This is a genomic window from Streptomyces sp. NPDC006365, from assembly GCF_042870755.1.
Lineage (GTDB): Bacteria > Actinomycetota > Actinomycetes > Streptomycetales > Streptomycetaceae > Streptomyces > Streptomyces xiangluensis.
This window is the reverse complement of record NZ_JBIAHS010000020.1, coordinates 168,387-187,805: the sequence shown is the minus strand read 5'-3', so window position 1 is coordinate 187,805 and position 19,419 is coordinate 168,387. Positions and strand designations below refer to the sequence as shown.

The 19,419-nt window shown below is 69.6% G+C and carries 22 protein-coding genes and 1 pseudogene; 9 read left to right on the top strand and 14 right to left on the bottom strand.

The window, feature by feature from the left end:
* Nucleotides 1–215: 215 nt before the first annotated feature.
* Nucleotides 216–413, bottom strand: a complete 198-nt coding sequence (locus ACFYO0_RS38115; protein ID WP_388685588.1) for a hypothetical protein — start codon at nt 411–413, stop codon at nt 216–218.
* Between the two features lie 312 nt (nt 414–725).
* On the opposite strand from ACFYO0_RS38115, the gene ACFYO0_RS38110 reads away from it, so the two are divergent.
* Together ACFYO0_RS38110 and ACFYO0_RS38105 are read left to right on the top strand one after the other, a co-directional pair.
* Nucleotides 726–1,160 (top strand): VOC family protein, encoded by a 435-nt coding sequence (locus ACFYO0_RS38110; RefSeq protein WP_388685587.1) that lies wholly within the window; start codon nt 726–728, stop codon nt 1,158–1,160.
* Nucleotides 1,161–1,448: 288 nt separating this feature from the next.
* A complete protein-coding gene (locus ACFYO0_RS38105; RefSeq protein WP_388685585.1) occupies nt 1,449–2,315 on the top strand; it encodes a GNAT family N-acetyltransferase in 867 nt (288 codons plus the stop codon).
* 377 nt (nt 2,316–2,692) lie between these two features.
* Here the strand turns inward: ACFYO0_RS38105 and ACFYO0_RS38100 are convergent, their stop codons facing one another.
* Complete coding sequence (locus ACFYO0_RS38100; protein ID WP_388685584.1) at nt 2,693–3,433, bottom strand: DUF1963 domain-containing protein; 741 nt, start codon at nt 3,431–3,433, stop codon at nt 2,693–2,695.
* Nucleotides 3,434–3,831: 398 nt separating this feature from the next.
* Between ACFYO0_RS38100 and ACFYO0_RS38095 the strand changes: the two genes are divergently transcribed.
* On the top strand, nt 3,832–4,356 hold the full coding sequence (locus ACFYO0_RS38095) for a hypothetical protein (RefSeq protein WP_388685581.1): 525 nt from the start codon (nt 3,832–3,834) through the stop codon (nt 4,354–4,356).
* The gene (locus ACFYO0_RS38090) at nt 4,353–4,823 is read left to right on the top strand and encodes a GNAT family N-acetyltransferase (RefSeq protein WP_388685578.1); all 471 of its coding nucleotides are present in this window, start codon (nt 4,353–4,355) and stop codon (nt 4,821–4,823) included. The genes ACFYO0_RS38095 and ACFYO0_RS38090 overlap by 4 nt, the downstream gene beginning before the upstream one ends.
* 137 nt (nt 4,824–4,960) lie before the next feature.
* On the opposite strand, the gene ACFYO0_RS38085 is transcribed toward ACFYO0_RS38090, so the two are convergent.
* From ACFYO0_RS38085 to ACFYO0_RS38075, 3 genes are all read right to left on the bottom strand, one after another.
* Nucleotides 4,961–5,674, bottom strand: coding sequence for a cation transporter (locus tag ACFYO0_RS38085; protein WP_388685576.1), 714 nt, complete (start codon nt 5,672–5,674; stop codon nt 4,961–4,963).
* Nucleotides 5,674–6,009, bottom strand: a complete 336-nt coding sequence (locus ACFYO0_RS38080) for an ArsR/SmtB family transcription factor (RefSeq protein ID WP_388685573.1) — start codon at nt 6,007–6,009, stop codon at nt 5,674–5,676. Before ACFYO0_RS38080 ends, ACFYO0_RS38085 begins: the two co-directional genes overlap by 1 nt.
* A gap of 61 nt (nt 6,010–6,070) precedes the next feature.
* On the bottom strand, nt 6,071–6,934 hold the full coding sequence (locus tag ACFYO0_RS38075; protein WP_388685570.1) for a LysR family transcriptional regulator: 864 nt from the start codon (nt 6,932–6,934) through the stop codon (nt 6,071–6,073).
* 93 nt (nt 6,935–7,027) lie between these two features.
* On the opposite strand from ACFYO0_RS38075, the gene ACFYO0_RS38070 reads away from it, so the two are divergent.
* Both ACFYO0_RS38070 and ACFYO0_RS38065 read left to right on the top strand, forming a co-directional pair.
* A complete protein-coding gene (locus ACFYO0_RS38070; RefSeq protein ID WP_388685568.1) occupies nt 7,028–7,765 on the top strand; it encodes an SDR family oxidoreductase in 738 nt (245 codons plus the stop codon).
* A gap of 302 nt (nt 7,766–8,067) precedes the next feature.
* A complete protein-coding gene (locus ACFYO0_RS38065; RefSeq protein ID WP_388685565.1) occupies nt 8,068–9,180 on the top strand; it encodes an ABC transporter substrate-binding protein in 1,113 nt (370 codons plus the stop codon).
* A 51-nt stretch (nt 9,181–9,231) separates the two neighbouring features.
* Here the strand turns inward: ACFYO0_RS38065 and ACFYO0_RS38060 are convergent.
* Nucleotides 9,232–9,381, bottom strand: a pseudogene (locus ACFYO0_RS38060) (AraC family transcriptional regulator); the annotation flags it as partial.
* Nucleotides 9,382–9,999: 618 nt separating this feature from the next.
* Between ACFYO0_RS38060 and ACFYO0_RS38055 the strand changes: the two are divergent.
* Entirely contained in the window at nt 10,000–11,472 is a 1,473-nt protein-coding gene (locus tag ACFYO0_RS38055) for a sodium:solute symporter (protein ID WP_388685562.1), read from the top strand.
* A gap of 116 nt (nt 11,473–11,588) precedes the next feature.
* On the opposite strand, the gene ACFYO0_RS38050 is transcribed toward ACFYO0_RS38055, so the two are convergent.
* The 8 genes from ACFYO0_RS38050 to ACFYO0_RS38015 all read right to left on the bottom strand — a co-directional run bounded on the left by ACFYO0_RS38050 (nt 11,589) and on the right by ACFYO0_RS38015 (nt 16,680).
* Nucleotides 11,589–12,461: an MOSC domain-containing protein gene (locus ACFYO0_RS38050; RefSeq protein WP_388685640.1), complete on the bottom strand. Its 873-nt coding sequence runs from the start codon at nt 12,459–12,461 to the stop codon at nt 11,589–11,591.
* A gap of 92 nt (nt 12,462–12,553) precedes the next feature.
* Nucleotides 12,554–13,219 carry an alpha/beta fold hydrolase gene (locus ACFYO0_RS38045; RefSeq protein ID WP_388685560.1) on the bottom strand — a complete coding sequence of 222 codons (666 nt, stop codon included), beginning with the start codon at nt 13,217–13,219 and terminating at the stop codon, nt 12,554–12,556.
* A complete protein-coding gene (locus tag ACFYO0_RS38040; RefSeq protein WP_388685558.1) occupies nt 13,216–13,845 on the bottom strand; it encodes a HEAT repeat domain-containing protein in 630 nt (209 codons plus the stop codon). Before ACFYO0_RS38040 ends, ACFYO0_RS38045 begins: the two co-directional genes overlap by 4 nt.
* Before the next feature lie 66 nt (nt 13,846–13,911).
* Complete coding sequence (locus ACFYO0_RS38035) at nt 13,912–14,385, bottom strand: DUF2267 domain-containing protein (protein ID WP_388685555.1); 474 nt, start codon at nt 14,383–14,385, stop codon at nt 13,912–13,914.
* Between the two features lie 145 nt (nt 14,386–14,530).
* Nucleotides 14,531–14,950 carry an Hsp20/alpha crystallin family protein gene (locus ACFYO0_RS38030; RefSeq protein ID WP_388685553.1) on the bottom strand — a complete coding sequence of 140 codons (420 nt, stop codon included), beginning with the start codon at nt 14,948–14,950 and terminating at the stop codon, nt 14,531–14,533.
* A gap of 125 nt (nt 14,951–15,075) precedes the next feature.
* Nucleotides 15,076–15,198 (bottom strand): AraC family transcriptional regulator, encoded by a 123-nt coding sequence (locus ACFYO0_RS38025; protein WP_388685637.1) that lies wholly within the window; start codon nt 15,196–15,198, stop codon nt 15,076–15,078.
* A gap of 33 nt (nt 15,199–15,231) precedes the next feature.
* A complete protein-coding gene (locus ACFYO0_RS38020; protein WP_388685551.1) occupies nt 15,232–15,591 on the bottom strand; it encodes a VOC family protein in 360 nt (119 codons plus the stop codon).
* Nucleotides 15,592–15,651: 60 nt separating this feature from the next.
* Nucleotides 15,652–16,680: a GlxA family transcriptional regulator gene (locus tag ACFYO0_RS38015; protein ID WP_388685549.1), complete on the bottom strand. Its 1,029-nt coding sequence runs from the start codon at nt 16,678–16,680 to the stop codon at nt 15,652–15,654.
* A 44-nt stretch (nt 16,681–16,724) separates the two neighbouring features.
* Between ACFYO0_RS38015 and ACFYO0_RS38010 the strand changes: the two genes are divergently transcribed.
* Both ACFYO0_RS38010 and ACFYO0_RS38005 read left to right on the top strand, forming a co-directional pair.
* The gene (locus tag ACFYO0_RS38010; protein WP_388685547.1) at nt 16,725–18,029 is read left to right on the top strand and encodes an MFS transporter; all 1,305 of its coding nucleotides are present in this window, start codon (nt 16,725–16,727) and stop codon (nt 18,027–18,029) included.
* Between the two features lie 426 nt (nt 18,030–18,455).
* Nucleotides 18,456–19,331 (top strand): hypothetical protein, encoded by an 876-nt coding sequence (locus ACFYO0_RS38005; protein ID WP_388685546.1) that lies wholly within the window; start codon nt 18,456–18,458, stop codon nt 19,329–19,331.
* Nucleotides 19,332–19,419 lie beyond the last annotated feature (88 nt).

The window sequence follows — 19,419 nt, the reverse complement described above, 5'->3', positions numbered from 1 at the left end:
CTTCCGTCACCCAGTCTGTGACGGGGCCGGGCGGCGGGCAACGGGACTGACGTCTTCCGGCGCCACGCCATAGCCAATGAGCGGTGTGCATCGTGAAACCTGCAGGTCAAGTGGGCTGGTGCGCGGACGTAGGCACGACACGCAGCGGCTGCGGCGACGGCGTCTGCTCCAGGCCGCCGTTCCCGCAGCCCCTCGCCCCGTGCGTTGCCGTCGCCTCAAGCGAACCGATGTTCCCACTGCGACACGGACTTGCCCTCCATCAAGGGCGAGCGGTTCTTGGCGGTGAATTCCCAGTCCCCGATCCAGTAGGCGTGGGCGCGGTCGGTGATGTGGAGTCGTACGGTGCTGATATCGGGCTCTCCGGCGTCCTGCAAAGCCGTGAGGGCATGCTCGATGTCGCCCCACAGCGCCACGGGGCCCCCTTGGCGGACCGTCCGGCCGGAAGCGTCCTCGCCACGGTCGGTTCCTGGCCACTCACTCGGGAGGAGTCGTCTCCGTAGGTGCGGCCCCGGGCCGGCAGACTGCCGTCGGGAAACGCGGCTGGCGCCTCGGCCGCGGTCCGGTCCGGAACGGCGGGCAGCTTCTTGGAGGCATCGAGGAGGCATCGACATCGGTTCCTCCCTGCGACCGCACGACACGGCGGCGGCCAGCGGCGGCTGCATCCCGACAACCTGCGGATCCACGCCGGGAGATGAGCAACAGAATCCCCTTGCTATGGTGCGCCGATGTCGTCGATCAAGCAGTTCCAAGTCACCTTCGACTGCGCAGAACCTGCGCGCCTCGCCGGCTTTTGGTGCGAGGTGTTGGGGTACGTCGTACCGCCGGTCCCGAAGGGGTTCGCCACTTGGGAGGACTACCATCGCTCGCTGCCGTCTGAGGAGCAGGTCACCTATTTCGCATGCAGTGATCCCTCGGGTGTGGGCCCGCGCCTGCTCTTCCAGCGCGTTCCCGAAGGCAAGATCGTCAAGAATCGGGTGCATCTCGACGTGCGGGTCGGCACCGGACTCGTGGGGGAAGAGCGCCTCGCCGTCCTGGAGGCCGAATGCGCACGACTGGTTGCGCTCGGTGGGGTACACGTGCGAACGCTGCTGGCCGATGACGACAACGAGTCGTGCATCGTGATGCAGGACATCGAGGGCAACGAGTTCTGTCTCGACTGAGAATCCTCCGCGACGGCGAGATCCGGGGGGGCGTGTCCCTCGGGCCTCTCTTCAAGGTGGTCTCGTGTGGGGCGGAAGTCATCCTGTGAGGGCGAGGTTGTGCAGTCGGGCGATGCCGAGCAACTCGCCGTACGAGCACTTCTTGCGTGCCGGTCCCTCGCAGACCGCGTCGGCTGTGCCGTCGACTTCGTACGGCACAGGTGCAGGGACGTCGTCGGCCTGTGCGTAGGACAGGGACTTACGTTAATCGGTTGTACGCCACCGAGACGGGGGTGTCAGATCCAGGCTATGACGATTGTGCTGAGTACGCCGACGGCCGACGGGGTGCGCGAGGCTATTGCGGCGCTGCGGGAGTGGCAGCACGACGAAGCGCCGATGCAACTGCATCCCGGGGACATCGGCTGGAACTACCGGTTCGGAACGGCCGAGACGGCCGCGGTGGTCCGGACCTGGAGCCGGAACGGACGGATCCTCGCTGTCGGAATGCTGGATACGCCGACGTTGGTGCGAATGACGGTCGCTCCCGACGCTTTCCAGGACGAGGACTTGGCGCGGCGGCTCGTCGAGGACTTTTCGCTGCCTGAGCGCGGCGTGCTGCCGGAAGGAGCGGTGTCCATCGAGGCGCCGCAGGGCCTGCTGCTCCACGACCTGTTGGCCAAGGAGGGCTGGGGTGTCGACGAGCCGTGGACGCCGCTCTTCCGCGACCTTGCCGAAGCGGTGGAGGACCCCGGCGTGTGGATCAAGGCGATCGGCCTGGAGCAGGCACAGGACTTCGCCGACGTCCTGCGGTCCGCGTTCAACACCACGAGGCCCACGCGCGAGTACCGGCACGAGATGTCCGCGGGACCCTTCTACGCCGACGCCCGATGCCTGGGTGCTTACGACGACCAGGGCAACCCCGCGGCGGTGGTGACGGTCTGGTCGGCCGGCCCGGGGAAGCCGGGACTGGTCGAGCCGATGGGCGTCCATGCGGACCACCGCGGCCGCGGCTATGGCCGGGCGATCACCGTCGCCGGGGCGGCCGCACTGCGGGAGATGGGCTCGTCGAGCGTGCGCGTGTGCACGCCGAGCTCCAACGTCGGCGGCGTCGCGACGTACAAGGCGGCCGGGTTCGCGGCGAGGCAGGAGATCGCCGACCGGATCCGGAAGGTTTGACGTCAGGTCTCCGTTCCAGACCTGTACGCCGAACTTGTCGAGGCCCCGCCTCTCGGTGCGTACCCAGGTATAGCGATTGGTTCGCGCGCCCACCGAGCGGCGTTCACGCGCTACCGAGTCCCGGTCCAAGTGGACTTGAGAAGACTGCTCCACGCGATCGAGAACGGCGCCAATCGGTTCAACTCACAAGTCGACGGAGCGAGTTGCGGAGGCCGAGAGCGTCATGCGGGGACCGGGGACCGTATCAACCGCCAACCACCTCGAGCCCGGTCGACTCGTCGGCGCTTCCCAGTCGGCCACGCCTCGGCCCTAGGTCTGGATCGGGTACAGCGCAGTCTCGGCACTCCGCGAAAGCGTGCGCCTCGTCTGAGGCTGCGTCAGCCGACCATGTCGAAGCAGGCCCGGGCCCGGGTGAAGCGGCGGTCGGCCAGGTCGTCCCGGCGAATCACCCAGTAGACGATGCCCAGTTCACCTTCGGTCAAGTCCTCTCCCCCGACCTCCGCGAGCAGCACCCAGTCGCCCGGGCCGTGGTCGTGCTCCGTGATGGGATCTGCGTTCCAGACCCAGGGGTGGCCGCCCAGCTGTACCGGTCCGTCCGTCTGCATCTCGCCGCAGGTCTTCCACCACACAGAGCCCAGTTCGCTGCCGTGCGGGAACTCCTCGGTGTCCGAGCCGCGGTTGGGCAGCGAGGGATCGATCGTCAGACGTAGATCTTGGGCCGGGTGGACCTGCGGCGGCCACTCGCCGCCCGGAGCGCGTTCGGAGACGGGTGTGCCGACAGGGACGTAGATGAGCCGGGACCAGTCGTCGCCGCTCCATGGGTCCTCCGTGTCCGCGAAGAAGAGCAGCGTGCCGTCCTTCGGCAGCGGGAGGTCCGTCGCGCCCGGCGGGATGGCCGCGAGGTCGACCGAGGCGAGGAACGGAAGGTCCGGAACGGGCTCGTCCTCGGGCATCGGCGGCAGCCCGCCGAGCCGTCCGGCCACCGGGCCGTCGGGCGGCCCTTCACCAGCGGGGCTCAGCATCGCGCAGGGACGGACGGTGCCGAGCCACCGCTCGACCTGGTCCTCCGGTAAGCCACGGCTGCGGGATTCGTCGCGGAACGGGTCCATCGATCTCATTTCGCAGAGTATGCCAGGGCCGACATGACCGCCTACCACGATGAATCGAACCGGTCTCGGGCCTGACAGCTGACGTCGCCCTGACCGACCCAGCTGGCATCGGCGGGGCCGTGGTCGCTGCGCGCCCGGCCTGCGGTCAGCGACGCCAGCCCCGCCTCCACACGTGCTCGCCGAGTACCGGGGCCAGGGCCGGCACGAGGATGAGGTGGAGATCGCGAACCCCACCCCTGGCTCCCGGTGCTGGTGGAGTACGGGCAGAAACACCGGATCCGCTCCACGGCTGGTCAGCTCAGCGCCTCGATAGCCGGACTCTGCGTGCAGCGGCTGGGCGACTGGGCCATTTCCGGCGGATCACACGCCCTTGTCGGGGGCCATAGGGGGGCATGCATCATGAGCGTGTGACCAAGTTTGATGAAGCCCAGTCTCTGTCAACTGTCGATGCCGGTGCGCTACTTGCGCTGGCTGATGGCTACCATGCCCGTGCCGTGCGCCCGCTGGGCAGCCCTGAGATCGCCGGACACGTGGTGAAGTCCTATGCGATCGAGGCACCTGGGCGGACTGTGACGGACCAGGACTCACAGGCCGCGCTGCGGATCGCGGCCGATCACCTGTCGTCGGCTTATCTGCGGGGCTCCCTTGGGCTTTCCGTGCTGCTGATGCATGCCGGTGGCGACGGTGACTACGTGCTGGTGCACACGTGGATCGAGGGGAACATGTCCGATCTCGCTGTCTTCACCGGGCCGGCCGGGGACATCAGCCGACTGCGGCCCGGCCGGTCGGGTCTTGCTCCTTGCGTGTGGGAAGCGGCGGTACTGGCCTACGAACGGGACGCGTTCAGTCGGCATGTGCTGGATGGAGACGGCGCTCTCGAAGCGCGTCTGGCCGCATGGCGCGGCGACATGCTGGAAGGGGAGGTTCGTTGACGGGCACCGCGGTGCCGCGGGTGCGGCATGCGCGCCCCGCCGATCTGCCGCACATCGCCCTGCTGGCGGCCGAACACGCCGCGTATGAGAAGGCGGCGCCGCCGCCTGCCGACCTGCCCCAGCGGCTGGAGAAACTGCTCTTCGGTCCGGCGGCTCCGCGCCTGTGCTGCTTCGTCGCGGAGCTGGACGACGGCGAGTTCATCGGATACGCCTCGTGCGCACCCGAGTTGTCCACATGGGACGGTGCGGAGTACCTCCACATGGACTGCCTGTTCCTACGAGACGGCCACCGGGGCCTGGGCGTCGGCCCGATGCTGATGGATGCCGTGCTGGCCGAAGCACGTGCACGGGGACTCAGCCAAGTCCAGTGGCAGACTCCACCATGGAACAAGGACGCGATCAGGTTCTACGACCGGCTGGGTGCCCAAGCGAAGGAAAAGCGGCGCTACTTCCTGTCCGTCGACTGAGGTTCGGTTGTTGGCTCGCTTCCGGAGCCACGGTCTGGCTGCGGCCACCGGAACCGCGGCCAGAACCTTGGATCCCCACCCACACTCAAGCTGTTCCCCAGACCTGCTCTTGTTCCCCACCCCGTGGCGGGGGACGGTCAGTTGCAGCAGTCGCAGCCGGGACGGCAGCCGCACGCGTCGCTCGTCTCCTTGTCGGCAGCCGGGACCGTTGCGGCGGAGGGAGCGCAGCAGCCCTTGCCCTGCCAGGCGTCGCGGCCTTCCTTGATGGCTATGGCGGCTATGACGAGGGCGGCGATGGGGTCAGCCCAGGACCAGCCGAGAGTGGCGTTGAGGACCAGGCCGACCAGGAGCACAGCCGAAAGGTACGTACACAGCAGCGTCTGCTTGGAGTCGGCGACCGCACTGGCGGAGCCCAGTTCGCGGCCCGCGCGACGCTGGGCGGCGGACAGGAACGGCATGACCGCGAGGGAGAGAGCGGCCAGCACTATGCCGGGGATGGAGCGTTCGGCCTCGCCGGTGCCCGCCAGGGCGCGTACGGCGTCAACGGTGACGTAGGCGGCGAGCGCGAAGAACGACACCGCGATGATCCGCAGGGTCGTCCTCTCGCGGGCCTCGCGTACGGCGTGCTCGCGGGCGGAGAACTGCCAGGCGACGGCGGCGGCCGAGGAGACCTCGATGACGGAGTCCAGGCCGAAGCCGATCAGGGCGGTGGACGAAGCGAGGGTGCCGGCCGTGATGGCGACGATCGCCTCGATCACGTTGTAGGTGATGGTCGTCGCGACCAGCAGACGTATCCGGCGGGCGAGCACGTCACGGCGGGCCGGGGGTGGGCCGAGGGATATCGCGGTCATCAGCAGCACCCCTTTTCGTCGGCGTCGACGCAGCTGCGGTCGGTCTCGACGGCCACCACGGCGGCGCGCAGGTCATCGAGCGCGTGGCCGAGGCGCTTGTCGGCCAGCTCGTAGCGGGTGCGGCGACCGTCGGGCACGGCGACGACCAGGCCGCAGTCGCGCAGGCACGCGAGGTGGTTGGACAACCGGGTCCGCGAGATGCCGAGGGCGTCGGCGAGGTCGGCGGGGTAGGCCGGGGCATCACGCAGGACGAGCAGGACACGGCAGCGGATCGGGTCGGCGAGCGCGCGGCCGAACCGGGCCAGCACGTCGATGTCGGAGGCAACAGTCAGCACACCACGACAGTACATGTAATCCTGAATTCAGGAAATCATGGACTCACACACGACCCCAGGGTCATAGCTGTGTGGCCGTGCGGATCAGCCCGGCGAGGGCGAGGGAGCGGCTGTGCGCGGGCCAGGCGATGTGGGTGACAACGGGGGGTGCGTCGGCCAGGGGGACAGCGGTGTGCTCGGCCCACAGCCAGGCGCGGGCGGAGTCGGGGAAGACGGCCACGGTGCGTCCGAGGGCGATCAACTGGGCCAGCTGCGTCTGGTCGTGGATCTCGGGGCCCGGGCCGGGTGGGTACGTACCGTGGCGGGACCAGCGGGCGAGCGGAAGATCGGGGATGTCGCTGACGTCGGCCAGGGACAAGGTCCTGTGCGCGGCGAGGGGATGCCCGGCGGGCAGGATCGCGATCTGCCCCTCGGTCATCAGTTCCTCGCTGTCGAACCCGGCGAGGGAGTTGTACGGCGCGTGCATGAGCGCCACATCGGCGCGGCCGTCGCGCAGCATCTCTTCCTGGTCACACGTGCCGCTCGGCAGCACCTCGATCTCGGCGGCGTCGGGCTCGGCCGCGTAGGCGTGGAGGAGCTTCTGCAGCAGCTCGTGAGACGCGGCGGCCTTCACCGCCAGCACCAGGCGGTTGCGGGGGCCGCCCGCGCTGTCGGCGCCACCGGCGCGACGGGTGCGGCGAGCAGCGGCGGTGATCGCTTCGAGGGCTGCACGGCCCTCGTGCAGCAATACCTCTCCGGCGCCGGTCAGGGAGACGCTGCGGCGGTTACGTTCCAGCAGGGAGACGCCGAGGCGCCGCTCGAGCTGCTGGATCGCCCGGGACAGCGGCGGCTGGGCCATGCCGAGACGCTCGGCGGCGCGACCGAAGTGCAGTTCCTCGGCGACGGCCATGAAGTACCTCAGCTCGCGAGTCTCCAAGGTGTCCACGGCCACAGCGTACGTCAGTGATACCTACCGGGTATGACAGGGCACCGGATCGGTGTTGGATGCGCCGCTCGTCCGCGAGCGAGCATCAGCGGCATGAGCGAAACGAAGATCGCGCTGGTGACCGGCGCGAACAAGGGAATCGGGTACGAAATCGCGACCGGTCTCGGCGCCCTCGGATACCGCGTCGGCGTGGGAGCCCGCGACGAGGCCCGGCGCGAGTCCGCCGTCGAGCAGCTGCGCACCGCAGGGGTGGACGCGTTCGGAGTGCCGCTGGACGTGACCGGCGACCAGAGCGTCACCGATGCCGCGGAACTGGTCGAACGGCAGGCCGGGCGCCTGGACGTCCTGGTCAACAACGCCGGGATCTCAGGAGAGACGGGGCCGGGGTGGGTGCAGGACCCGACCACGCTCGACCTCGACGTGGTCCGCACGGTCGTGGAGACCAACGTCATCGGCGTCATCCGGGTGACCAACGCGATGCTGCCGTTGCTGCGGCGCTCGACGTCGCCACGCATCGTCAACGTCTCCAGTGCCGTCGCCTCCCTGACCCGGCAGGCGGACCCGGACATCGAGATCGGCCCCGTCATGGCGGCCTACTCGCCGTCGAAGTCGTTCCTCAACGCCGTCACCGTGCAGTACGCCCGGCAGTTCGCCGGAACGAACATCCTGATCAATGCCGCCTGCCCGGGCCTGGTCGCAACCGACTTCACCGGCTTCCAGGGACCCCGCACTCCTGAGCAGGGCGCAGCCACAGCGATCCGGCTCGCCACGCTGCCCGACGGCGGCCCGACCGGCTCGTTCTTCGAGGACGACGGCGTCATCCCCTGGTGACCCCCGGAGTTGCCGAGCGTCATGCTGCAGGTCCGCGCAATCGACTGCGTCAGCTCAGGAGTGACGAGTCGCTCGACCAGAACGTCGAGTGCACGTTCGACGCCGGCAACTCCTCCCGGGAGTTCGAGCCTGAGGGGCTTCGGGCAGCTCCGCGGCGCGAGGGGGTGAGGGCCGCGGGATGGGGCACCGAAGCCGGCCATTCTCGGCTCGGCTACTCTCGGCGCCACTGACGTCCACTCTGCGATCCGGGCAGGCTGCGACCCTAATCGTCACCCGGATCGTCACCCGGGAGACGCCAACGCATGAATACGCCGACATCGCCACCTGGAGCGGAGCGGACTGACGGGTCATCCGTCCAGATCGGTGCTCTCGTTCCGCTGACTCGGCCTGGCTGGGTCGAGGCAGGCCAACACCTGCTCGCCGGACTCGAATTGGCCGTTCGCGAGATCAATGACGCCGGAGGGATCCTCGGAAGACCACTCGAGCTGGTGGTCCGGGACACCGCGGCTGATCCACAGAGGGCCGCGGTGGCCGTGGATGAATTGACTCGCCTGGGCGTGGCTGCCCTGGCGGGGGAGTATCACAGCGTCGTCGCTCGCGCCGCTGCCGCCAGGGCCGACGCCCTCGGCGTGCCGTTCCTCTGCTCGTCAGCGGTTCTCGACGCGCTCACCGAACAGCCGACGGAATGGGTCGCGCGCCTCTCCCCGCCGCAGTCCCGGGGCTGGCAGGTGTACGCGGACTTCCTTCTCGGCGCGGGCCACAGCCGAATCGCCGTAGCAGCCCAGCCGAGTGTCTACTGGGCATCCGGGACCCGCATTCTGCGGGACTACCTCGCTGAACGCGGCGGCACCGTCATCGAACTCGACATGAGCGCGCTCACCCTCCCGGCCGTGTGCGACGAACTCGTCGACAATCGCGCGACAGCCCTCCTTCTTCTGGTCGGCCATCCGGAGCCGGCCGTGCCGATCGTCAAGTCCGTCCGCCGCGACCAGCGCCTCGCCGAGGTCATGATCGGCGCTCCGGCCGGGCAACCGGAGTTCGCCGAATGGGCGACCTTGTTGGGCGACGACAGCGCCGCGATCCCGTTCTTGCGCTACCTGCCCAAGCGCCTCGGCCCACTCGGTGCACGAGTCGAGACGGCCCTGCGTGAGCGGCTGGGCGAGGCGCCCTCCTTCGTCGCCTTCGAGGGCTACGACACGGTCGCCGTCCTCGCCGATGTGCTGCGCTCTCACGGCGCGGACCGGGCGCGCACTGTCGAATCCTGGCCGCGCGTTGCAGTCGAAGGCACCCGCGGGCGGATCCGGTTCTCCCGCACGCCAGGCATCAGCGTCTGGCAATGGGCTGGGACGCCAGTCCAGGTCGTTGATCGAGATCCAGCGGAACCCGATCGCTTTCGGATTCTCCACGCCGGCTGAGAAGTGCACCCCTACGAGCCGCACATGCGTGGGGTACTCGAAGAGGAAGCGCCTGGTCCATACGCCCATGAACCACCCGCCGGTGAACACCGCCGGCGGCACCGAACGGTCGGAGTCCCACTGGCGGACGGGTCCGCCCAGGTGAAGGAACAAGTGTGCCAACGGCATCGGCGGGACGTACATCAGCCGGTGGTGCGGCACCCAGGTCAGACAGTAGATGTCGTCGATGAACCGGTCGAGCGGCGGAGCGGGCTCCCGGCCGACGTGTTCAATGAACCCACTGTGGCCGCCCGAGGGTTCAGTTCGGAGGGCGTACCCATGCGCAGGTCCACGCCGCGCCCCTCGGGGAACGCGTCCCACAGCTCACGCTCCGGCGAAGTCAACTCGTCGTATGAGAGCACCAATGCAGAGTAGTGATCCTCCAAGCTGTTGCGCTGGGTGCGGTGACGAACGATCTCCGCGACCCGGACCGCGTGGGGGAAGTCGACGCCGCCCGCCGCCTGACGCCTTCCCCTGACGCAGAGCGCACTACGGCGCCGCATTTTCAGCCGCTGCAGCGTCTTGACCTGCGTGGGACCGCTCTGCGGCCGGCGAAGCCACTTGCGTAGCGCCGCCACGGGTTATGGCGACTTGTAGCGAGTCGTGGCGAGTTGGCCGTACGCAATACGCGCACCCAACTGTACGTATCGCACGACGCATGACGCTGATGGGCGCCCGATTTCCTGGCACTGCGTACAGCGACACACGTCGGTTCCAGCCATACGATCTGTGACTCCGCCCCCCGCTCATCAGGCATCGCACCGCAAGGAGCGCGGCACAGTGGCGTCCCTCAACTGGCTCGACTGGCTCGTAATCAGCATCTACTTCTACCTCCTCATCGCGATCGGCCTGCAGTCGGTCAACCGGGACAGCTCCGATGACTTCGCCGTCGCGGGCCGCAGGATCAGCGGCGGGGTGGTCTTCGCCAGCCTCTCCGCGTCCTTCCTCGGCGGTGGGGCCGTCATGGGTACGGCGAGCAGTACCTTCAGTGACGGCTATGTCTTCCTGTTCGCGATCTGCGCTTTCTCCCTACAGACGGTGCTCGTCGGGCAGTTCGTGGCGCCGCGGCTGCGCCTCTACGAAGGAGCGCACACGGTCGGCGACGTGATGGACGCCCACTACGGGCCCGTCGCCCGGCTGCTGACCGGTCTGCTGTCCATCGCCGTCTGCGCCGGAATTCTCGGCGCTCAAGTGCTCGCCGTCGGCACGGTCTTCCATCTGCTGCTGGGTACCTCGAAGCTGGTCGGCGTCCTCGTCGGGATGACCTTCGTGCTGCTGTATGCCACCTTCGGTGGCATGTGGTCGGTCGTGAAGACCAATGTCGCGCAGTTTGTGATCTTCGGCGTCTTCCTGCCCGTCGTTCTGCTCTTCGCGGTGGCCCATGCGGGCGGCCCCACGGCGCTGATGGCGAACGTCCCTGAAGGCCACACCTCGCTCCTGGGCAGCTGGACTCCGCTGGCCTTCATCGGGGTCTTTGTCTCGTTCCTGCTCGGCGAGACCCTGGTACAGCCGTACGCCCAACGGGCTTTTGCCGCCAAGGATCCCCAGGCGTCCCGGTACGGCTTTCTGCTGGCCGGGGTCTTCTCGGTCGGCTTCTACTTCGTCACCGCGTCCATCGGCCTGGTGGCGAGCGTCGTGTACCCGGACATCGAACCCGACCAGGCGCTGCCCACTGTCGTCTCCGAGCTGCTGCCCGTAGCCATGAGCGGGCTCGTCCTGGCTGCCCTGTTCGCCGTCATCATGTCGACGGCGGACTCCTACCTCAACGCCACCGCGGTCAGTTTCGCCAAGGACATCTACGTCTCCTTCCTGCACCGCGGCGCCGGCGACCGGCTGTTGCTGGTGGTGCAGCGTCTGATCACGGTGGTGGTGGGAGTCGCAGCGGCGATCTTCGCTCTCTCAGCACCGTCGATCATCGACGCACTGCTGCTCGCCTACAACCTGTGGGCGCCCACAGTCGTCGCCCCACTGATCCTGGGCGTGGTGTGGGGTTTCCGCAGCCGTATCGCGGGGACGGCGGCGATCGTCGCGGGTGGCGGCGCCATGGCCGTCTGGCTGTGGGAGCTGCACGAGCCGTTCGGTCTCAGCGCGCTGATCGTCGGTGTGGCGGTCAACATCGTGGTGTACGCCCTCGCCTACCTGCTCGACCCTCGGGCTCACCGGCTCCTCGCCCAGGCCGAATTGACACGTCCGGCGTCCGCGCCCGCACCCGCACCCGCGGCCGCGGCCGGCGTCGGCCCTGGAGGTAACTGAACATGTACGTCCTGCTGTTCTACGGCGTGCCCCTGGCCGTCATGGCCGTGGCCCTGGCCGTCGCCGTCGTCGGCCCCCGCTTCTACCTCAAGGAGTCGGCGTAGGAAGTCGCCCGGCTACAGCTCCGGCTCGCCCCACGAGGTGACGTGCGCCTCGTCGCCCACGGAGAGTTTGCCGGGGCGGAGCACGGCGTACTTCGTACCGAAGGCCACGCCGTCGGGGGCTCGGCGGTAGGCGGCGAGGGTGCGGAGGGGTTCCGGGCCCGCCCTCGTGCCGGTTTGCTGGTCGACCGTGGTGACGGCGCAGCGGATGGCGAGCTTGGTGTAGCCGAGTTCCGTATCGGCGATGGTGATCCGGTGGGCGCGGTCCTCGGTGTGGGGGCCGTCCCAGCCGCCGATGACGATGTTCGGGCGGAATCGGTCCATGGGGAGGGCATCGCCGCCGCGTTCGGTCAGCCGCTCGTTCAGCAGATCCAGCGTGGACCGTGACAGGACGTGGACGGCGCTGCTGTCGGCGTAGCCGGAGGTGCCGGGGATGCGGCCGTCGGTGACTCGGTCGTGCTCGCGCGGGACGCGTACCAGACGGCTCGGCGCGCCGAGGACTTCGGACAGCCACGCGGCGGCTTCGTCGCCCTGGTCGATTCCCGTGAACGGCGCGCCGAACAGGTTCACGTCCCGGCGCGGGCCGGATGCGTCGACGTCGATGTCCAACGCGTACGGGCGACCGGGGGCGTGGAGTGTGAGCCGCTCTCCGCCGGCGCTGATCCCGGGGCGGATCAGCGCCAGCCGCGGCCAGCGCCGTTGGGTGCGGTACACGCCCTCCTCGCTGGTGACCATGAAGCTCCGGTCGTGCGCGAGCCCCGCCGGCGTCACCACCGCGTCGTGCGCCGAGACGCCGGCGCATCCCTTGACTGGGTAATACAACAGCTCGACGACCTTGGCCACGTGCTCCCCTTGTCTCGTACGTCGTTCATGCCGTACGTCGTTCATGCCGTAGGTCGTTCGTGCCGTAGGTCGTTCGTGCTGTTCCCGTGCCGGTTCGCACCGCTTCGTGCAGGAGGCGGGGCTGGTCCAGGTGCGCGTCATGCCCCGCGTCTTAGATGACCTCGGTCGGCGTCGGCGTCGGGCGTCGGGCGTCGGGTACGCATCTCCGCCGGCTCCGACACCGGCATCGTGCCCTGTGCGCCGCGTACGACGAAGGTGGGGCAGCGGACCCGTTCCCACTCGGCCCAGTACGAACGCTCGGCAAGCTCCGCCACCGCGGCCACCATCATGTCCCGGTCCGCGAAGGGCACCGGGGACTTGTCCAGCCAACTGCCCATCTCGATCGGCAGGTTGGGGCTCGGACCGGATGGACCCGCCTCGATCAGGATCAGGTTGTCGATGAGGTGCGGGTGGGCCGCCGCGGTGAGAAACGCCGTATGGCCGCCCAGGGACTGGCCCACCAGCGTTACCGGGGCCAGGGAGAAGTGCTCGATCACTGCCACCGCGTCTGCCACGCAGGACTCTCTCGTCACGTCCCGTGGGCGGCGGGTGCTGGTGGCATGGCCTCGAGCGTCGTACCTCACGACTCTGTGGCCGTCGGTCTGGAGGCGGGCCGCCAGGTCGTCCCACTCCCCCATGTGCCCTGCCAGGCCGTGCAGGAGGAGGAGTGGGGGTGACGGACTGGAACCGCCTTGAGTGTCGCTGTACGCGATGAGGGTGCCGTCAGGGGTGGTGACATGCCCGATGGCAGGGGTGAGTGTCATCGTCGGTCGCGGCGGCGTGGGCGCGGGGCCGTGCGGCGGTGGATGGGGCCGCCGGGGGCGTACCAGCCCGCCTTCTTGCGGACCGTCGGGGACGGGTCCGTCTCATGGACGAGCGTGAGCGCCGCCGCTGCTTCGGGGTGGGTGTGGACCCAGCGGCCCACCAGTTCCGCGGCCATGGCGCGTACGTGGGCGTCGGGGTCGTGGTGCAGCAGGTGGATGCCGTGTGGGAGGACCGCCGCGCTGTCGGGGCGGCAGGCATCCGTCTTGCAGCGGTCGCAGGACAGGGCGTGCAGGGCGGCGTACCGGACCGGGGCGGCCTGGTCGTCGAGCAGGGCGATCAGGTCGTCCAGGGCCTCCGGTACGAGGAGGTGATCCAGCAGGTTGCAGCACTGCTCGCGTACGCGGGGGTGGGGGTGGCGCAGGCCCCGGCGGATCGCGGGGATGGCCGCGGGGCCGTGGCGCATCAGTTCGCGGAAGGCCTCGGGCCGGCGGGGCTCGCTGCCCAGGGCGTGGACCAGGGTGTCTGCCTGGACGTCGGGCAGCGCTTCGGCCTGTACGTCTGCCGAGGCTTCTTCCCGTACGTCCGCTCGTGCCCGTGCTTCCTCGGGTGAGTCCGTCGCCGGCATGCGCACCCCCCATCCGCTCGACTCCCCTTCGAGTCTGCGCACGCCCTCTCCGCGTCAACAACTCATTTAGCGAGGCGCAAGCTCCGCCCGGGCGAACAACAGGGCGTACCCGGGCGGGAGTTGGCGCAGGATGCGGACCACGAGGTCGTCGCCCACCGTCGAGGCGAGGACGCTCAGTGCGGAGCTGACGTCCCAGCGAGCCGTGGCCGGGGTCGCTCCCTCGATGCGGACGGCGACGTTGTCCACGAACTCGGCTGCGGTCAGCTGCCGGGTGGCCGGGATCTGGGAGGCGATGACACCTGCCGCCTCCTCGGGCAGGCGGCGCGCCAGGTCGACGCGTTCGTCGCCGATCACATGGTCGCCGAGGGCGGACAGCACGATGCGGGTGACGCGTTCGGCTTCCGCCGCGGTGGTGTACTGGCCGAATCCCCGTACGGCGTCGATCAGACGATCCCAGCTGGTCGTGTTCGTGGTTCTCGGCGTACTCGGCGCACTCGGCGTCCCCTTCGGCCTCGTCGGCCTCGTCGGCCTCGTCGTCATGGTCGTCGTCCCCCTCATCGCGCGTGCTCCTCCTCGGTATCGGTCTTCGTCTCGTCTCAGGGCATGGGCTCCGCCCCGCGGGCGGACCCACGGGGCGGTACGGCACGGCGGCCGTCGCGTTCTGTCCGCGTTCTGTCAGCTGACGTCAGCTGCTCAGCTGCTTCTTGGATTCGCCGCCGGAGATCTGGATCCGGCGCGGCTTGGCCTGCTCGGCCACGGGGATGCGCAGCGTCAGGACCCCGGCGTCGTACGAGGCGTCGATGCGCTCCGTGTCGAGGGTCTCGCCGAGGAACAGCTGGCGGGAGAACGCACCGGTGGGGCGCTCGGCGACGACGACCTCCGCGCCGTCGGGGGCGGGGGAACGGCGTTCGGCGCGTACGTTCAGCACGTTGCGCTCGACGTCCAGGTCGATCGACTCCGGGTCGATGCCGGGGAGGTCGAAGTGGACGATGAAGTCGTCACCGGACCGGTAGGCGTCCATCTGCATCGCCGCGGGGCGAGCGGAGCTGAAGACCTGCTGCGCGAGCCGGTCGAACTCGCGGAAGGGGTCGGTACGCATGAGCATCACGGGTCACTCCTTTCGTGCGGTGGCGGGGTGCGATGCCCTACGGCTTCTTATATAACTCCCTAGAGGAAAGTTGACAAGCTTCGACTCAGCCTCGGGGCTACCGCCCTCCTACCTGCAAGCCCTCAGTCCGGGGCCACGCCCCGGATCGCCCTCCGGTACGCCTGCGGACTCGTACCCACCACCCGCTTGAAGCGGTCCCGGAACGCCGTCGGGGAGCCGAAACCCGCCTGCCGGGTTCCTTCCACCACGGGTGCCCGACCCGGCCGGCGGCCGGCGACTCAGCCGCGGTGCGTGAGCACGTTCACGACGCGCCCGTTCGGGTCCCGTACGAAGAAGCGCCGTACGCCCCACTCCTCGTCGCGGAGATCCCGTACGATCTCGGCGCCCGACGCGAGTACCTCGGCGTACACCGCGTCGACGTCCTCGACCTCGATGCTCAGGTCGGGGACGACCGGCGCGGTGCGCTCCTCGGTGATGAGGATGATCTGCGCGGTGGGGTTGGAGGGGGAGGCGAGAGTCATGACCCAGCCGAGATTCATGACTTCCTCAAGCCCCAACCGGCCGTAGAAATCACGGCTTTGGGCCATCGACTCCTCGGAGTCGGTCTGGAAGTCGGGGACGATCCTGCGGACGGTCATCGGCCCTGATCAGCTCCTCTCAGATCCACGGCCCTATTGCCCAGGCTCTACTGCCCAGCCCTACTGCCCAGGCCCTACGACTGTGCCCCTGAACGTCACCCGGTACGCGCCCGGCGACACCCCCAGCGCCGCGTGGAAGTGCTGCCGAAGGGACGCGGCCGTGCCGAAACCCGCCTCCGCCGCGATGCGGTCGACGGTGTGGTCGGTCTGTTCCAGCAGTTCACGTGCCCGGTCGACGCGGCGTTGGGTGAGCCACTGCATGGGCGTGAGGCCGGTCTCCTCGCGGAAGCGGCGGCTGTACGTACGGACACTCATCGCGTCCCGCGCGGCCAGCTCGCGCAGGGTCAGCGGGTCGGCAAGCCTGGCCAGCGCCCAGGCGCGCGAGGCGGAGGTGGTCGAGCCCGTCAACTGGCCGTCCGGCACCGGGCGTTGGATGTACTGCGCCTGACCGCCCTCCCGGTGCGGCGGTACGACGGTACGGCGGGCCACGTTCGCCGCGATCGCCGCGCCGTGGTCCCGGCGGATCATGTGCAGGCACAGGTCGATGCCGGCCGCCTCGCCCGCGGAGGTCAGTACGCGGTCCTCGTCGACGTACAGGACGTCGGGGTCCACGCTCACTTCGGGGAACGTCCGCGCGAAGAGGTCCGTCGACATCCAGTGCGTGGTCGCCCGCAGGCCGTCGAGGAGTCCGGCCGCGGCGAGGACGAACGCGCCTGTGCAGATGGAGGCGATACGCGCGCCACGGGCACGGGCCAGCGCTTCGGCCAGCTCCGCGCTCAGGCCGCCGGGCTTCAGGTACTCGTCCTCCTCGTGCGACGACGGGACGATCACCGTGTCGGCGGTCGCGAGGACCTCCGGGCCGTGGGGCGCGTAGATCGGGAAGTCGGCGTCCGTACGGATCATGCCGGGCGTGACGGCGCAGGTCAGGGTCGTGTAGAGCGGCCGGCCCGAGCGTGAGGTCGCGTTGCCGAACAGCTGGTGGGCCAGGCCCAGCTCCATCGGCAGGACACCGTCCCGGACGAGGACGGCCACTTGGTGCGTTGCGCTTTCTGCCACCACCATGGCCAGATTCTTGCACATCATGGCCATCTGGCCACTCGTTGCGGCGCCCCCGAAAACGGAGGGTCGACGTCATGACCACGGACACGACTAGGACCTCGAACAGGACCTCGAACCGAACCCGGACCCCGAGCCGCACTCCCTGGATCGTCGCGACCGCCGCCGCCCTCGCCATCGTGACCGCCGGCGCCTTCACCACCCTCGCGGGGCTGCTCGTCGGGCCGTTGCACGAGGAGTTCGGCTGGTCCCGGGGCACGATCGGGCTCGGGACGTTCGTGAGCATGGCGTTGTACGGGGCGACGGCGCCGTTCGCGGCCGCGCTGATGGACCGGTTCGGGATGCGGCGGGTCGCGACCACCGCCCTCGCGCTCGTCGCAGCGGGCGCGGGGCTTACCACGACCATGACGGCGTCCGCCCAATTCGTCCTGTATTGGGGCGTGTTCGTGGGGCTCGGCACGGGTGCCACGGCGACGGCGTTCGCGGCGACGGTCACCGAGCGGTGGTTCGTGGCGCGGCGCGGGCTGGTCACGGGGCTGCTGACGGCGGCGAGCGTGGTGGGGCAGTTCGTGTTCCTGCCGGTGCTGTCGGAGGTGATCGACGCGCACGGCTGGCGGTCCGCCGCGCTCGCCCTGGCCGTGGCGGCGACGGCCGCCCTGCCCCTCGTATGGCTGCTGCTGCGGGACCATCCGGCGGATGTCAACCAACCTCCTTACGGGGCAAGGGAGTTCGTGGCGAAGCCCGCGCCGGTGCCGGGTGCCGCCCGGCGTGCGGTCCGGGTCCTCGCCCGCGCCACTCGCACAGCGCCCTTCTGGCTTCTCGCCGGCACCTTCGCCGTCTGCGGGGCGTCCACCAACGGCGTCATGTGGACGCACTTCGCACCCGCCGCGCACGACCACGGGATGCCGGTGACCGTCGCCGCCTCGCTGCTGTCACTCATCGGGATCTTCAACGTGGCAGGGACGGTCGGCTCCGGGCTGCTGACCGACCGCCTCGACGCGCGTCGGCTGCTCGCCACGTACTACGCCCTGCGCGGCCTCACCCTCCTCGCGCTGCCGCTGCTGCTCACCGCGACCGTGGGGCCGCCGATCGTCACGTTCGTCATCGTCTTCGGGCTGCTCGACGTGGCGACGGTCCCGCCGACGCTCGCCCTGTGCCGCGCGCACTACGGCTCCGACGCACCGGTCGTCTTCGGCTGGGTCAACGCCGCCCACCAACTGGGCGCGGGACTGGTCGCCTTCCTCGGCGGCACGGCCCGGGACGCCTTCGGGTCGTACGACTTCGTGTGGGTGGCGGCGGGAGCCCTGTGCGCGATGGGCGCGCTGATGGCCCTCACGATCAGGCGGCCGGCACAGGTCGACCTGGCCACCGCGGTCCAGTGACCTGAGAAGGAGCCCCGTCACAGCCGTCCAGCAGGCGGCCGGAACGGCCAGATCCACATCGTCCTCCCCTCCGCACGAGGTGCACGATGCACTCAGCGACACTGTTCCCGGGGATTGGCCGGAGGTGGGCCCTTGTGCCAGGCCTCAGCCTCCCGGCCCACTGTCGGGCCACGTGCCTGTCCGGCCGGTTGAGAACGGTCTGTATGTCGACCCCGCCGGGGCGGGTTCGACGCGGCGGCGTGGAGGGCATCGCGTACGGTGCGCTCGTCGGGGCGGCCCCCCGAGACCGGAAGGCCATGGCTCAATGGGCCGGACACCGGAGTGCGCGGAAAGGGGCAGGCGTGGTGACAGCAGTCGCAGGCGTGCCTCGCGACGAGGCCGCGGCGGTTTCGGCGAACGGCCTCGCGCGCCCGAAGGCCCCCTGACATGGCCCGGAACCGCCATGCGCGGCCCCCCTCCGACACCCGAGTGTTCCGGCTCACCCTGTGGCACCGGGCCTGGGGGCTGTGCGCCGCTCTGCTGGGCGCCGCCGTGATAGTCGCGGCGATCCTGATCCTCAGCTTCGTCCCGGAGCTGATGGGCGACGTACGGGCATACCGCGCGGCCGAGCCGTGCCCCGCCGGGGCATCCCCCGGCGACAACTGCATCCGCACCTTCCCTGCGACCGTACGGGGCACGGTGATCCGGGAGAGCGCTAAGTCCCCCGAGTACACCCTGAAGCTCACCGGCTCCCGGCCTGTCCCCTCCGAGCTCTCCATGGACGACTCGGCGCCGCTCCTGAAACACCTGCGTCGCGGCGACGAGGTGACGGTGACCGTCTGGCGCGACCGCGCGACCACGGTCGGCAGGGACGGCGTGACCCAGGAATCCCTCGAGACCCCGGTCGGCGAACCCGAGTACTTCACCGCCGGGGCCCTCGCCCTGCTCCCGGTCGGCGCCTACGGCAGCTACGCGGGCACCGTCGCCCTGCGCAGGGCCCGGACGCACGCCCGGCGAGGACGGCTCCCCGCCTCGCTGAGCGTCCTGGGCAAAGTGGCGGGCCTGGCCGCTCTGGCGGCCCTCCCGGCGTTCCTCTTCGGTGACCTCATCGGCGGCGCCCTCTGGGTGGTGGCGGTCTGGCTGCTGCTGCTCCCCCTGGTCGGGCTGTTCGTACGGCACCAGGAACGCGAGAAGCAGGAGCGTGAGAACCAGGAGCGTGAGAAGCAGGAGCGTGAGAACCACGACCGGCAGAACCCCGCGCCGGTACCCGCCGTCACCGAGGGCACGGCGAGCTGGATGCGATACCTCATGGGGCGGCCCTGACCGGGCAGGCCTGCCCGGTCAGGAACGGGACGGCGTTTTCAAGGTCTGCCACGGGATGACGCAATGGCGTTGCCCCGGTATCGGACGA